The 13,298-nt window shown below is 75.3% G+C and carries 14 protein-coding genes and 1 pseudogene; 1 reads left to right on the plus strand and 14 read right to left on the minus strand.

What is annotated here, in order from left to right; genetic code table 11:
• Positions 1-34: 34 nt before the first annotated feature.
• The 3 genes from lepB to trmD form a co-directional block, all read right to left on the minus strand.
• Positions 35-2,296 carry a signal peptidase I gene (lepB, locus tag AC0GKK_RS07805; protein ID WP_489883489.1) on the minus strand — a complete coding sequence of 754 codons (2,262 nt, stop codon included), beginning with the start codon at positions 2,294-2,296 and terminating at the stop codon, positions 35-37.
• A 42-nt stretch (positions 2,297-2,338) separates the two neighbouring features.
• The gene (gene rplS, locus AC0GKK_RS07810; protein ID WP_060714490.1) at positions 2,339-2,695 is read right to left on the minus strand and encodes a 50S ribosomal protein L19; all 357 of its coding nucleotides are present in this window, start codon (positions 2,693-2,695) and stop codon (positions 2,339-2,341) included.
• Positions 2,696-3,093: 398 nt separating this feature from the next.
• The gene (gene trmD, locus AC0GKK_RS07815) at positions 3,094-3,870 is read right to left on the minus strand and encodes a tRNA (guanosine(37)-N1)-methyltransferase TrmD (RefSeq protein WP_482636904.1); all 777 of its coding nucleotides are present in this window, start codon (positions 3,868-3,870) and stop codon (positions 3,094-3,096) included.
• Positions 3,871-3,921: 51 nt separating this feature from the next.
• Here trmD and AC0GKK_RS07820 point away from each other — a divergent pair, with 51 nt between their 5' ends.
• Positions 3,922-4,680 carry an MgtC/SapB family protein gene (locus tag AC0GKK_RS07820; RefSeq protein ID WP_178376860.1) on the plus strand — a complete coding sequence of 253 codons (759 nt, stop codon included), beginning with the start codon at positions 3,922-3,924 and terminating at the stop codon, positions 4,678-4,680.
• A 31-nt stretch (positions 4,681-4,711) separates the two neighbouring features.
• On the opposite strand, the gene AC0GKK_RS07825 is transcribed toward AC0GKK_RS07820, so the two are convergent.
• The 11 genes and pseudogenes from AC0GKK_RS07825 to AC0GKK_RS07875 all read right to left on the minus strand — a co-directional run bounded on the left by AC0GKK_RS07825 (position 4,712) and on the right by AC0GKK_RS07875 (position 13,248).
• Positions 4,712-5,257: a Clp protease N-terminal domain-containing protein gene (locus tag AC0GKK_RS07825; protein WP_405418616.1), complete on the minus strand. Its 546-nt coding sequence runs from the start codon at positions 5,255-5,257 to the stop codon at positions 4,712-4,714.
• Between the two features lie 13 nt (positions 5,258-5,270).
• The gene (locus AC0GKK_RS07830; protein WP_482636903.1) at positions 5,271-5,486 is read right to left on the minus strand and encodes a helix-turn-helix domain-containing protein; all 216 of its coding nucleotides are present in this window, start codon (positions 5,484-5,486) and stop codon (positions 5,271-5,273) included.
• Between the two features lie 94 nt (positions 5,487-5,580).
• Positions 5,581-6,132 carry a ribosome maturation factor RimM gene (gene rimM / locus AC0GKK_RS07835; protein ID WP_062401014.1) on the minus strand — a complete coding sequence of 184 codons (552 nt, stop codon included), beginning with the start codon at positions 6,130-6,132 and terminating at the stop codon, positions 5,581-5,583.
• A complete protein-coding gene (locus tag AC0GKK_RS07840; RefSeq protein ID WP_149663515.1) occupies positions 6,129-6,359 on the minus strand; it encodes an RNA-binding protein in 231 nt (76 codons plus the stop codon). Before AC0GKK_RS07840 ends, rimM begins: the two co-directional genes overlap by 4 nt.
• A 5-nt stretch (positions 6,360-6,364) precedes the next feature.
• Positions 6,365-6,868 (minus strand): 30S ribosomal protein S16, encoded by a 504-nt coding sequence (rpsP, locus tag AC0GKK_RS07845; RefSeq protein WP_062401012.1) that lies wholly within the window; start codon positions 6,866-6,868, stop codon positions 6,365-6,367.
• Between the two features lie 147 nt (positions 6,869-7,015).
• The gene (locus AC0GKK_RS07850; protein WP_476654140.1) at positions 7,016-7,981 is read right to left on the minus strand and encodes a CPBP family intramembrane glutamic endopeptidase; all 966 of its coding nucleotides are present in this window, start codon (positions 7,979-7,981) and stop codon (positions 7,016-7,018) included.
• Positions 7,978-9,095, minus strand: a pseudogene (locus AC0GKK_RS07855) (amidohydrolase family protein). The gene AC0GKK_RS07850 and the pseudogene AC0GKK_RS07855 overlap by 4 nt, the downstream one beginning before the upstream one ends.
• Positions 9,096-9,110: 15 nt before the next feature.
• Complete coding sequence (ffh, locus tag AC0GKK_RS07860; protein ID WP_489883490.1) at positions 9,111-10,679, minus strand: signal recognition particle protein; 1,569 nt, start codon at positions 10,677-10,679, stop codon at positions 9,111-9,113.
• A 10-nt stretch (positions 10,680-10,689) separates the two neighbouring features.
• Positions 10,690-11,403 (minus strand): AAA family ATPase, encoded by a 714-nt coding sequence (locus tag AC0GKK_RS07865; RefSeq protein WP_489883491.1) that lies wholly within the window; start codon positions 11,401-11,403, stop codon positions 10,690-10,692.
• Positions 11,404-11,620: 217 nt separating this feature from the next.
• Positions 11,621-11,959 (minus strand): P-II family nitrogen regulator, encoded by a 339-nt coding sequence (locus tag AC0GKK_RS07870; protein WP_251784847.1) that lies wholly within the window; start codon positions 11,957-11,959, stop codon positions 11,621-11,623.
• Entirely contained in the window at positions 11,956-13,248 is a 1,293-nt protein-coding gene (locus AC0GKK_RS07875; RefSeq protein WP_489883492.1) for an ammonium transporter, read from the minus strand. The genes AC0GKK_RS07870 and AC0GKK_RS07875 overlap by 4 nt, the downstream gene beginning before the upstream one ends.
• Positions 13,249-13,298: the final 50 nt, after the last annotated feature.

Genomic DNA, 13,298 nt, shown 5'->3' on the forward strand with positions numbered 1-13,298 from the left:
GCGCGGCTGGGCGGAACCGGCACGGTGCTCCCGGTCAGGCTCTCCGGCGCCACCCGTGCGGGGGGCGCGTCGCGGGCAGGAACCGCTCGGCCTCGGCCCGGGCGAGCAGAGCGCGTCGCCGGCCGGCCGCGAGCGGCAGGGTCCCCAGGATGCCCAGCGCCAGCGGCAGCCCGGCGGGCAGCCCCGGGAGGCCGGCCGCCTCGGCGGTGGTCTGCGGGTCGACCGCGCTGACCCAGCCGAACCGGTCGAAGGGCAGCACGATCAGCCGGACCTTGCCGATGATGTTGGCCTCGGGGATGGGGCCGTGCCCGGCCGCCCGGGAGTCCGCGGAGTTGTTCCGTGAGTCGCCCATCATCCAGTACTGGCCCTCGGGGACGGTGATCGGGCCGAACGGGATCTGCCGGGCCGGACCCGCCTCGGGCAGGTAGTAGATGTAGGGCTCCTCCAGCGGCTGCCCGTCGACGACGACCTGGTTCAGCGCGTCGCAGCAGGAGACGGTCTGGCCGCCGACGGCGATCACCCGCTTGACGAAGTCCTTCTCGTCGGGCGGGGCGATGCCGACCAGCGAGCCGAGCGACTGCAGGCCCTTGAGCAGCGGGTTCTCGCTGCCCTCGCCGCTGTAGGTCTCGCTGGCCCAGCCGTCGGTGCCGCGGAACACGACGATGTCGCCCGGGGTGATGTCGGTGAAGTTGTAGGTGACCTTGTCGACGAGCACGCGGTCGTTGTTGCAGCCGGTGCAGCCGTGCAGCGTCGTCTCCATCGAGCCCGACGGGATGACATAGACCTTCGCGAGGAAGGTCTGGATGAGGACCGTCAGCAGGATGGCGACCCCGGCCAGGAGCAGGATCTCCTTCCAGAACGCCGTCTTGGGCTTCTCCTCGCCCGCCGCGGCCGCGGCGGAGCCGCGCCCGGTCAGGGCGGCGATCCGGCCGCCGACGCCGACGGGGCCGCTGCGGCGCGCGGCGCGGCCACCGGTGGCGCGCTCCGGCTCGTCCGTCGCGTCCTGCGGGTCGGCGGGGATGTCGTCGGGGTCCTCTGCCGGTTCCGCCGGGGCGGCGGCCGGGCGACGGCGGCGCGGGGGCCGCGCCGGCGCGTCGGCGCCGGGGTACGGGACGGCGACGGTCCCGGGGTCGGCGTCGACGTCGTCGCCGACCGGGGCGGCGGCCGCGCGGGCGCGCCGCGGGTCGGCCTCCGGAGGCACCCGGCGACGCGTGGTCGCGGCGGCGTCGGGGTCCGGCGGGGCCGGGCGACGGGTGGTCGGGGCCCCGTCGGCGTCCGGTGGGACGGGACGGCGGGTCGTCGGTGCGGAACCGTCGACGGGCGGGCCGACGGGCCGGCGATCGGGGACACCACCGTCGGGGCGGGGCTCCGGGCGGGCGCCGTCGGAGTAGTCGGCGGACGGGCCGCGGACGGGCGGACGGCCGGAGACACGACCGCGCGGGTCGGGGCGGCCGTAGCCCTCGGTCGCGTACCCGTCGGGCCCGCGGCCCTCGGGCGCACGACCGTCCGCCGGGTAGCCGTCGACACCGTGGCCGCGGGGGGTGCGACCGTCGGGGGCGCCGGGCGCGGGACCGGAGGGGCCGAAGCCGGGGGCGGCGGGGGGCCGGCCGTTGCGCCGGGGCGCGTCGGGGCCGCGCAGGGGCGGTGCGGCGGACGGGTCGAACCCGGAGGCCCGGCGACCGGGCCTGCCGTCGGGGGCGGGCTGGTCGGGGCCCGGGCGGACGCCGTGACGTCCGGTGCCCTCGGGGCGCCCGGCCGGCGGCGCCGGATGACGGGGGTCCGGGGCCTGCTCCGGACGGCTGCCGGACGGCGGCCACGGCCTGCCGTTCGGTGCGGCGCCGGGCCCGGGGCCGTCGGGCCGGTTCAGCCGGGCCGCGTAGCGGGCCCGCAGCGTGTCCGGGCCCTCGGTGGCCGGGGCGGGCCGCTCCTCGGGGAGCGGGCCGCCCGCGTCGACGCCGTGCCGCCCGGAACGTCCGGCGGCGAGCTCGTCGAAACCGTTGCGGTAGCGACGCCCGCGGGGACGGGCCTCGTCGGCGCCGTCCTCCGGGCCCGCGTGCCGGGTACGGACCCCGCGCGGTGCGCCCTCGGGCTCACCGTCCGCGGAGCCGTCCCGGGCCGGCACTCCGTGCTGCAGCGCGGTGCCGAGCAGCCACTGCTGCTCGTCACCGTCCGGCTCACCACCGGCGGGCGGCGGGTCCTCGGGGGCCCGCCGCCGACCGGGGCGCTCGGGAACATCGCTGCCGCGATACCGCCGGGGGCGGGCCCGGCGGTCGTCGGGGAGCTCGGGGAAGGCCACGCGTCGAGATTACGTCACCGGTCCGTCACGACAGGGTGACGGTCAGGACGCGGTGGTCTCCCGGCGCTCCTTGATCTTCGCGGCCTTGCCGCGGAGGTCGCGGAGGTAGTACAGCTTCGCCCGGCGGACGTCGCCGCGGGTGGCGACCTCGATCTTCTCGATGTTCGGCGTGTGCACCGGGAAGGTGCGCTCGACGCCGACGCCGAACGAGATCTTGCGGACGGTGAAGGTCTCGCGGGCACCCGAGCCGTGGCGGCGGATGACGACGCCCTGGAAGATCTGGGTACGGGTGCGGTTGCCCTCGATGACCTTCACGTGCACCTTGAGGGTGTCCCCGGGCCGGAAGTTCGGGATGTCGGAGCGCAGGGTCTCCGCGTCCAGTGCGTCCAGGGTGTTCATGTCGACGGTCCGTCCTCGTGTGTCGTTCGTGCGGGTCGTGCGGTGCCGGTCCCGGGTCGATCCGGGATCGCGCCCGGGCCACGGGGCGGTCGTGCCGTACGGCGACGACGCTCCTCACGTGGCGGGCTCGGTACGGCCGGCGCCACCGGCGGGACCGGGGGCACACGTGACCGTCACCGGGCACCACACGCGGCGCTGGCAACCCGTCCATAGTGCCAGACGGGCAGATCGCTCCGGACACCCGGTGGTGCGAGGGCGTCCGGAGCGGCTCCGCGGGCCCGGTCGTACCGGACGGACCGGGCACCGCCGGTCGCCGGTGGAGGCCCGCCGGGCGACGGCGGAACGGCCCCCCGCGCCGGCCCCGGAGCCGGGCCGCGGACGCCCACCGGCGGGAACGCTCAGGTGGTGGGGGCGTCGGCGTCGTCGTCGGGGCGCCGGGCGGCGAGCACGGCGCGGTCGGCGGCGTCCAAGGCGTCCGGCCCGAGCGCGTCGAGCAGGTCGGGGCGCCGGTCCCGGGTCCGTTCCAGGGCCCGGTCGCGCCGCCAGCGGGCGATCGCGGCGTGGTTGCCGCCGCGGAGCACGTCCGGCACGGCCAGGTCCCGCCACACCTCGGGACGGGTGTAGGACGGGCCCTCCAGCAGCCCGTCGGAGAAGGAGTCCTCGGCGGCCGAGCGCGGGTTGCCCAGCACCCCGGGCAGCAGCCGGGCGACGGCCTCGACCATCACGAGCACGGCGACCTCCCCGCCGACGAGCACGTAGTCGCCGATCGACACCTCGTCGACGGTGGTGCCGCGGGCCCGGGCGTCGAGCAGCACGCGCTCGTCGATGCCCTCGTAGCGGCCGCAGGCGAAGACCAGCCGCTCCTCGGCCGCCCAGGCGTGCGCGGTGGCCTGGGTGAACGGCCGCCCTGCCGGGGTCGGGACGACCAGCCGGGCGGGCGGGTCGGGGGTGGCCAGCACGTCGTCGAGGGCCTCGCCCCACACCTGGGGGCGCATCACCATGCCCGGCCCGCCGCCGTACGGGGAGTCGTCGACGGCCTGGTGCACGTCGTGGGTCCAGTCCCGCAGGTCGTGCACGGCGACCTCGAGCAGCCCGCGGTCGATCGCCCGCCCCAGCAGTGCCTCGCGCAACGGCTGCAGGTAGGACGGGAAGATGGTGACGACGTCGATCCGCACGGCGCGGATCGTCGCAGGCGCCCGTCCCCCCGTGCAGAAGGAGGTCATGCGATGTCGGAGTCCTGGGCCGAGCCACTCTGGTCGACGGCGGCGCAGTGGAGCCTGCTGCCGCCGGTGCTGCTCGCCCTGCTCCTGACGACGGCGATCGGCCTGGAGCGCGAGGCCGGCGCGAAGAGCGCCGGTCTGCGCACGCACGTGCTGGTCGGCGTCGGCGCGGCGGTGTTCATGGTCATCTCGAAGTACGGCTTCGCCGACCTGCTCGCGACCGAGCACGTCGCGCTGGACCCGTCCCGGATCGCGGCCCAGATCGTGTCGGGGATCGGGTTCATCGGTGCCGGGCTGATCTTCGTCCGGCAGGACGTCGTGCGCGGGCTCACCACCGCGGCCACGATCTGGCTGGCCGCCGCGGTCGGGACGGCGTGCGGTGCGGGCCTGGCCCCGCTGGCCGTCCTGGCGACGGCGGCGCACTTCCTGGTGACCCGGGGCCTGCAGCCGGTCGCGCGGGTGGTGCGGCGGCACCGTCGCCGACCCCCGGTGCTGCGGATCCGCTACGACGACGGCTACGGCGTCCTGCGCGGGGTCCTGGAGCGCTGCACCGCGGCCGGGTTCTCGGTGGCGGGGGTGGCCGTGCACCGCGGCTCGGTGGCCGCCGACGGCGTCCGGGTCGCGGCGCTGACCCTGCGTCTCGACGGCCGGGGCGACCTGCCCGGCCTGGCCGCCGCGCTGTCGGAGACCGACGGGGTGCGCTCGGCGGAGACCCGGGTCGACCCGACCGAGGACCCGGACGACCCGGACCGCGCCGACGACTGAGCCGACGACTGAGCCGACGAGCGGGCCCGGCTCAGCCCGCCCGGCGGGGCCGCCGTCGCTCGGCGGCGCGCCGGGTCCCGTACAGCGTCATCCCGTGCCGGTCGAGCACCTGCGAGGCCGCGGTGTCCGGGTGCAGCAGCCCGAGCAGGACGTGCTCGGTCCCGATCGACCGGTCGCCGAGCCGGATCGCCTCGCGCAGCGCCAGCTCGAGGGCCTTCTTCGAGGACCGCGCGAACGGGATGTGCCCGGCCCACCACCGTCCGCGCCGCGGACGGTCGAGCGCGCCGGGCCCGAAGCCCGCCTCCACCGCGCTCCGGACGGCGTCGAGGTCGATGCCCAGGGTGGCGAGGGCGTCGGCGTCGCGATCGGGCACGCCGTCCGCCCGGTCGAGCTCCTCGACGACGGCGCGGGCGTCGATCCCGGCCGCGGCGAGGAGCTCCTCCCCCGGTGTGCCGGGGCTGCGCAGGATCCCGAGCAGCAGGTGCTCCGTCCCGATCCGCCCCGCGTGCCTCATCCGTGCGATCTCCTGGGCCAGGACGACGACCCTGCGGGCCTCGCCGGTGAACCGTTCGAACACGTGCGTCTCCCCTCTACACGCCGAGCCTGCGGTACTTCTTGTGCACCGCCTGCCGGCTGATCCGCAGTGCGTCGGCGATCTGCTGCCAGGACCAGCCCTGGTTGCGGGCGCTGGTGACCTGCAGCTCCTCCAGGGACTCCTGCAGCTCACGCAGGGCCACCACCGCCCGCAGCCCCACGGCCGGGTCCGTGCTGGACGCCGCCGCGGCCACCGCCGTCGCATCACTCATGACTGTCAACATAGGTTGACGCTACGAGCATGTCAACCCTGGTTGACACTGCGACCACGAGAACGGCCCGGCACCACAGGGTGCCGGGCCGGGATCAGTCCTCCGGGTCGAGCAGACCGTCGGGCGGGTCGAGGACCACGCGCCCACCCGCCACATCGACGGTGGGCACGATCGCCCCGACGAACGGGACGAGTGCCTCGTGCCCGGCCGGCCGGCGGACGACCAGCAGTGACCCGCCGGGGCCGTGGACGACGTCGGTGACGGTGCCCGCCTCGGTCCCGTCGACCAGCTCGGCCCGCAGACCGGTCAGCTGGTGGACGTGGAACTCCTCCGGGTCCTCCGGCTCGGCGAGCGCGGAGGTCGGCAGCCGGAGCTGGACTCCGCGCAGGGCCTCGGCGGCGTCGCGGTCGGCGACGCCCTCGAAGAGCACGAGCCAGCGGCCCGAGTGGGCGCGCGCACCGGTGACGGTGAGCGGCCCGGGGCCCGCGGCGCGGGGCCGGTGGCCCTGCAGGACGGCACCGGGCGCGAACCGCTCCGCCGGTGCGTCGGTGCGGGGCTCGACGACGACCTCGCCGCGCAGACCGTGCACACGTACGACGACGCCGACCAGGACCTGGCCGGCGTCGTCGGGTGCGGAGCTCGTCACCGGTCGGTGTCGACGACGTCGACGCGCACGCCGCGACCGCCCACACCACCGATGACGTTGCGCAGGGCGGTGGCGGTCCGGCCACCCCGGCCGATCACCTTGCCGAGGTCGTCGGGGTGCACCCGGACCTCGAGGATCCGACCGCGACGCCCGGTGACCAGGTCCACCCGGACGTCGTCGGGGTGGTCGACGATGCCGCGCACGAGGTGCTCGAGCGCGTCCGCCATGAGAGTCACGACTGGGTCGACTCGGTGGCCGGCTCGGCCGCGTCCTTGGTCGCGTCGGCGACGTCGTCGCTCTTCGTCGCGGCCTCGGCCGGGGCGGCGTCAGCGGTCTTGCCGACGCGGTCGCCACCCTTCTTCTTCGGGGTGGTGGCCGCGGTGGTCGGCTCCTCGTTCGCCGCCGCCAGCGCCTCGTTGAAGCGGGCCAGCTTGTCGACCTTCTCGACCTGCGGCTTCAGGGTGCCCTCGGTGCCCGGCAGACCCTTGAACTTCTGCCAGTCGCCGGTGATCTCGAGCAGGTTCTGCACCGACTCGGTCGGCTGCGCGCCGACACCCAGCCAGTACTGCGCACGGTCCGAGTCGATCTCGATCAGGCTCGGCTCGTTCTTCGGGTGGTACTTGCCGATCGTCTCGATGGCCCGGCCGTTGCGGCGCGTACGGGAGTCCGCGACGACGACGCGGTAGTACGGCTGACGGATCTTGCCCAGACGCATCAGCTTGATCTTGACGGCCACGCTGTGGTGCTCCTCGCGAATGTCGATTCGTGCTGCGATGAGTCAGCCGGCCTCGCGTGGGGTTACGGGCTCGCTCACTCGTAGGTGTCGGCCGTGGCAGGTAGAGGGCCGGCCACGGACCCGATCGGCCATTCTGCCAGACGTCGTTCAGACCGCGGGAAAGGCCCCGACCAGCATGAGGGCCAGGGCCAGCCCGGGCAGGAAGTTGTTGACCGCGTGCGCCACGATCCCGGCGGTGACGCGGCCGGTCAGCAGCCGTGCGACCCCCAGCGGCAGGGCGACGACGAACAGCAGCGGCGCGCGCAGGAACTCCAGGTGGGCCAGCGCGAACACCGCCGTGGTCAGCACGAACACGACCCACCGGTTGCCGACCCAGTGCGCGATGGCGTTCCACAGCAGGCCGCGGTAGACGATTTCCTCGCAGACCGGGGCGACCACCACGACGCCGACCATCACGGCCAGCGCGACCGGCCACGTCGTGCGGATGCCCTCGAAGGCGACGCCGACCGAGGTCGTCAGGTCCGGGCCGACCAGGTAGAGGTAGGCCAGCGCGGCCGGGATCGTCACGAACAGCCCGGCGACGCCGATCAGCAGCCCGATGCCGACGTCCTCCCAGCGGAACCGCAGGCCCAGGTCGGCCACGGGCCCGCTGCCGAACACCCGGGTCCAGACCACGCAGGTGAGCGCGGCCAGGATCGTCGGGACGACGATCGCGAGCAGGACCTCCTGCGCGGAGTCGACCTCCCCCAGGCCCAGCGCCAGCAGGAACGACGAGCCGAGGAACACGATCTCGACGACCAGGAAGGCGAGCAGTCCGCGGAACGGTCGCGGCGGGGGCGGCGACGGCTCGATCCCGAACAGCCCGCGCCGCGGCGGCGGACCGTACGGCGCGCCAGGACCGTGGGTCGCCGGACCACCCGGGCCGTACTGCCCGGGCCCGGCGGGGCCGTACTGCCCGGGCCCGGCGGGGCCGTACTGCGCCGGCCCGCCCGGCCACCCCGCGGGCGGCCACCCGGCGGGCGGCGGACCGGCGGCGTCGGACGGGGTGGAGCCGGCCGGGTCGTCGGCGGAGGCTCCGGGCGGTCCCGGCGGCGACCCGGGCGAACTGCTCATGCCCCCGTTGATACCCGACGTCCGCGGATCAGGACCACCGACGGGGCCCGCAGCACGCCGAGATCCCCCGCGGGTCGCGGTCGTACACGACCAGGTCGGCCGGCGCACCGGGCAGCGGACCCGCCGGGCGGCCCAGCCAGGACCGCGCGGCCCAGCTCGCGGCGCCGATCGGGTCCGGGTGCCCGGCGCGGGCCAGCTCGGCGATCTCGTCGGCGATGCGGCCGTGCCGGATGCCGCCGCCGGCGTCGGTGCCCGCGTAGACCGGGACCCCGGCCTCGATCGCGCGCCCGACGGTCTCCCAGGCGTGGGCGTGCAGGTCGCGCATGTGGGCGGCGTAGCGGGGGTAGCGCGTCGCCTTCTCGGCGATCCCGGGGAAGGTCTCGACGTTGATCAGGGTCGGCACCAGGGCGGTGCCACGGGCGGCCATCTCCTCGATGAGCTCGTCCGAGAGCCCGGTGCCGTGCTCGATGCAGTCGATCCCGGCCCGGATCAGCCCGGGCAGCGCCTCGGTGCCGAAGACGTGCGCGGTGACGCGGGCGCCGGCCCCGTGCGCCGCGTCGACGGCCTCGGCGAGCACCTCGTCCGGCCAGAGCGGGGCGAGGTCGGCGTCGTCGGGGCCCGCCGCGCGGTCGATCCAGTCCCCCACGAGCTTCACCCAGCCGTCGCCGCGGGCGGCCTGGGCCCGGACCTCGTCGACGAGCAGGCGCGGGTCGTCGAGCTCGGCGGCGAGCCCGGGGATGTAGCGCTTCGGGCGGGCGACGTGCCGCCCGGCCCGGATGATCTCGGGCAGGTCCTCGCGGGCCTGCAGCGGCGAGGTGTCGACCGGGGACCCGCAGTCGCGCAGCAGCAGGGTGCCCGCGTCCCGGTCGGTGCGGGCCTGCGCCGCGCACTCCTCCAGGTCGGTGACCGGGCCGTCCGGGCCGAGCCCGACGTGGCAGTGCGCGTCGACCAGGCCGGGGACGATCCAGCCGTCGGTGACCAGGTCCTCCGCGCCGGGCAGCGGCTCCGGGCTGACCCGCCCGGAGCCGTCGACGTACAGGTCGGCGCCCGCGGCACCGTCGGGGCCCAGCAGCGTTCCGCGGAGCCGCCACCCCGCGGCCGGAAGATCGGTCATGGGTGGCGACCCTAGCTACTTCTTCTTCCCGAAGTTCAGCTTCGACGGGTCGAACCCGGGCGGCAGCTGGTCGAGGTTGCCCAGTCCGGGCGGGAGCTGCTGCAGGCTCGGCGGCAGGTTCGACAGGTCCGGCGCCCCGGCCGCGGCACGGTTCGCGGGGTTGCCGCTACGCCGGCCCTTCTTGGCCTGCCGGGCCTTGCGCGGGTTCTTCGGGACCTTCTTGGTCGCGCTGCGCCCGCCGCCGCCGAAGCCGAACTGGCCGGCCATCTGCTTCATCATCTTGCGGGCCTCGAAGAAGCGGTTGACCAGGTCGTTGACGTCGGAGACCGACACACCGGACCCGGTCGCGATGCGCTGGCGGCGCGACGCGTTGATGATCTTCGGGTCCTCCCGCTCGGCGGGGGTCATACCGCGGATGATCGCCTGCAGGCGGTCGATCTGACGGTCGTCGACCTGCTCGAGCGCGGCCTTCGCCTGCCCGGAGTTCATCCCCGGGAGCATGTTCAGGATGTTGCCGATCGGCCCCATCTTGCGCAGCTGCAGCATCTGCTGGAGGAAGTCCTCCGGGGACAGCTCACCGGAGCTGATCTTCGCGGCGGCGGCCGCGGACTGCTCGGCGTCGAAGACCTGCTCAGCCTGCTCGATGAGGGTGAGCAGGTCGCCCATCCCGAGGATGCGCGAGGACATCCGGTCGGGGTGGAAGACGTCGAAGTCCTCGAGCTTCTCGCCGTTGGAGGCGAAGAGGATCGGCTGGCCGGTGACCTCGCGGACGCTCAGCGCGGCACCACCGCGGGCGTCGCCGTCGAGCTTGGTGAGCACGACACCGGTGAAGCCGACGCCGTCGCGGAACGCCTCGGCCGTGGCCACGGCGTCCTGACCGATCATCGCATCGACGACGAACAGGACCTCGTCGGGCTGCACCGCGTCCCGGATGTCGGACGCCTGGCGCATCAGCTCCTCGTCGACGCCGAGACGGCCCGCGGTGTCGACGACGACCACGTCGTACTGCTTGTCGCGGGCGTGCGCGATCCCGTCGCGGGCGACGCCGACCGGGTCGCCGGGGCCCTCGGGGAGTTCGCCGGAGCCGGTGGCCCCGGGGTGCGGCGCGTAGGTCGGGACGCCGGCGCGCTCACCGACGATCTGCAGCTGGTTGACCGCGTTGGGACGCTGCAGGTCACAGGCCACGAGCAGCGGGGTGTGCCCCTGCCCCCGGAGCCAGCGCGCGAGCTTGCCGGCCAGGGTCGTCTTACCGGCACCCTGCAGACCCGCCAGCATGATGACCGTCGGCGGTTCCTTGGCCAGGTGCAGCCGCCGCGTCTCGCCGCCGAGGATCGCGACGAGCTCCTCGTTGACGATCTTGACGACCTGCTGGGCCGGGTTCAGGGCCTGGGAGACCTCCGTCCCCCTGGCCCGGTCCTTGATACGCGTGATGAACCCGCGCACCACCGGCAGGGCGACGTCCGCCTCCAGCAGCGCGATCCGGATCTCGCGCGCGGTGGCGTCGATGTCGGCGTCGGAGAGCCGGCCCTTGCCGCGCAGGTCGCGCAGCGTGGATCCGAGCCGCTCGGAGAGGGAGTCGAACACCCTTACCAGCCTACTTGGCCAGCGCCAGTCCCCCACGGGCACCGGAGCGATCGGTGCGACGGACCGAGGACCAGCCGGTCTCGGTGCCCGCCCGCAGGGCGTCGGCGGTGTCCCGGGCGCGCCGCGCGTGCGCCGCGAACGGCCGCGACCGGACCACCCGTCCGCGGGCGTGCTGGCCGTCGAGTGCCTGGTCGGGGGCGGTGTCGAGCCACAGCAGGTGCGGTGCGCGGCCGCCGAGGCGGGCCAGCGCGCGGACCGCGGCGCGCACCCGGGGCGCGGTCGCGGGCAGGTGGACCACGACGGTGTCCGCGGGGCCGAGGGCCGCGGTGACCACCGACGCCCGGTGGGTCAGGTGGGTCAGCCACCGGTAGGCCGGGTACGGCGTCGCGGCCGGGAGCAGCCGTGCGAGCACGGCCCGGGTGGCCCCGGAGTCGAGGACCCGGGTGCCCGCCGGGGCGTCGAGCCCGGCAAGCAGCGTGGACTTGCCCGCCCCCGGCAGGCCCGCGACCAGCAGCAGCGACCGTCCCGGCAGGACGACGACCAGCGGCACCGCCGGGCCGTCGTCGGACGGAGGGCCGGGGCGAACGGGCACGCCGGTGCCGTCGGGATCGGTGCGGCGGTGCTCGGTGGGGCGGTGCTCGGTGGGGCGGTGCTCGGTGGGGCGGTGCTCGGTGTCGCGGGTCGGCGGGACGGCGCCGGTCGGCACGGCACGGGCGGTGGTCATGTGTGGTGAAACGGTCCGGTCGCCCGGATCGTTCCGATCACCCGGTGTGTCCGGCCCGCCGCGGACCGTCCCCGGCCCGGTCCGCCAGGCCGCGAGACGCACGTTCCCGCCCTCCGCGGGGCGCGAACGCGCTGATCAACGCCCCGGTGCGGGTGGGGCGGGCGCCGTGTGGGCCGGGGCGGCGGGGCCGGTGACGATCACCCGGTCGGCCGCAGGGCTACAGGGCGTCGGTGCCGCGCTCCCCGGTGCGGACGCGGACGACGTTCTCCACCGGGACGACCCAGACCTTACCGTCGCCGATCCGGCCGGTGTGCGCGGCGTCGACGACCGCCTGCACGACCCGGTCGGCCTGCTCGTCGTCGACGACGACCTCGACCTTGACCTTCGGGACGAAGTCGACCGAGTACTCCGCGCCCCGGTAGACCTCGGTGTGCCCCTTCTGGCGGCCGAAGCCCTGGACCTCCGAGGTCGTCAGGCCCAGCACCCCGAGCCCCTCGAGCGCGTCCTTGACGTCGCCCAGGACGAACGGCTTGACGATCGCGGTCACCAGCTTCATCGGTCCCCCTCCTCGGTGATCCGCCCGGCCGGCCCGCGGCCCGCCGTGCGCATCGTGCTGAACTCGTACGCGGTCTCGGCGTGCTCGGCCTCGTCGATGCCGCCGTGCTCGTCGTCGGGGGCGGCGCGGAAGCCGATCGTCCGCGACACCACCCAGGCGATCAGCGCCGTCATCCCGAACGCCCAGACCGCCGCGACCAGCACCGACAGCGCCTGCCTGCCGAGCTGCGCGGGGCCGCCGCCGTAGAACAGGCCGTCGGCGCCCGCCGGGTTGACCGCGTCGGTCGCGACGAGACCCAGCATCAGCATGCCGATGACTCCGCCGATCCCGTGGATCGCGACGACGTCGAGCGAGTCGTCGTAACCGAACCGGTACTTCAGCCGGATCGCGAGCTGGCACAGCAGCCCCGCGAGCACGCCGATCGCCAGGGCGCCCCAGGTGTCGACGTAGCCGCAGGCCGGGGTGATCGCGACCAGCCCGGCGACGGCGGCCGAGGCGGCCCCCAGGCTGGTCGGACGGCCGTCGAGCCGGTCCTCCAGGAGCAGCCACGCGACGACGGCGGCGGACGCGGCGGTCATCGTGGTGACGAAGGCGTTGGCCGCGGTGGCCCCGGCGGCGAGCGCGGACCCGGCGTTGAACCCGAACCAGCCGAACCACAGCAGGCCCGCCCCGAGCAGCACCAGCGGCAGGTTGTGCGGGCGCATCGGCTCACGCGGCCAGCCACGGCGGGCGCCGAGGACCAGCGCGAGCGCGAGCGCCGAGGCGCCGGAGTTCACCTCGACCGCGGCGCCGCCCGCGAAGTCGAGGGCGCCGACGGTGTTGACCAGCCAGCCGCCACGCTGCGACACCGCTCCGTCGACGGCGAAGGTCCAGTGCGCCAGCGGGATGTAGACCACGACCACCCAGACCGCGACGAACAGCGTCCACGCCCGGAACCGGGCCCGGTCGGCGACGGCGCCGGACACCAGTGCCCCGGTGATCACGGCGAACATCAGCTGGAACATCGCGAACGCCTGCACCGGCACGTCGCCGACCAGCGCGTTCGGGTCGGTGATCCCGGCCAGCTCGAACCCGCCGATCACCCCGCCGTGCGAGTCACCGAAGGCCAGCGAGAACCCGAACACGACCCAGACGAGCCCGATCACGCCGAGGCAGACGATGCTCATCATCATCATGTTGAGCACGCTCTTGGCACGGACCATGCCGCCGTAGAACAGCGCCAGACCCGGGGTCATGAGCATGACCAGGGAGGCACAGCCGAGCAGGTAGGCGGTGTTCCCGGTGTCCACGTCGACACTCCTCGTCGCACGCCGCACCGGGCGGGCCCGCACCGGCGACG

The sequence above is a fragment of the Pseudonocardia sp. P-1 genome, from assembly GCF_058111925.1.

Coding starts and splice junctions, on each gene's coding strand:
- AC0GKK_RS07820 (WP_178376860.1), top strand. CDS start 3,922: ATGTCGGAGTCCTGGGCCGAGCCACTCTGGTCGACGGCGGCGCAGTGG.
- AC0GKK_RS07870 (WP_251784847.1), bottom strand. CDS start 11,959: ATGAAGCTGGTGACCGCGATCGTCAAGCCGTTCGTCCTGGGCGACGTC.
- AC0GKK_RS07830 (WP_482636903.1), bottom strand. CDS start 5,486: ATGAGTGATGCGACGGCGGTGGCCGCGGCGGCGTCCAGCACGGACCCG.
- AC0GKK_RS07865 (WP_489883491.1), bottom strand. CDS start 11,403: ATGACCACCGCCCGTGCCGTGCCGACCGGCGCCGTCCCGCCGACCCGC.
- AC0GKK_RS07850 (WP_476654140.1), bottom strand. CDS start 7,981: ATGAGCAGTTCGCCCGGGTCGCCGCCGGGACCGCCCGGAGCCTCCGCC.
- rplS (WP_060714490.1), bottom strand. CDS start 2,695: ATGAACACCCTGGACGCACTGGACGCGGAGACCCTGCGCTCCGACATC.
- AC0GKK_RS07840 (WP_149663515.1), bottom strand. CDS start 6,359: ATGGCGGACGCGCTCGAGCACCTCGTGCGCGGCATCGTCGACCACCCC.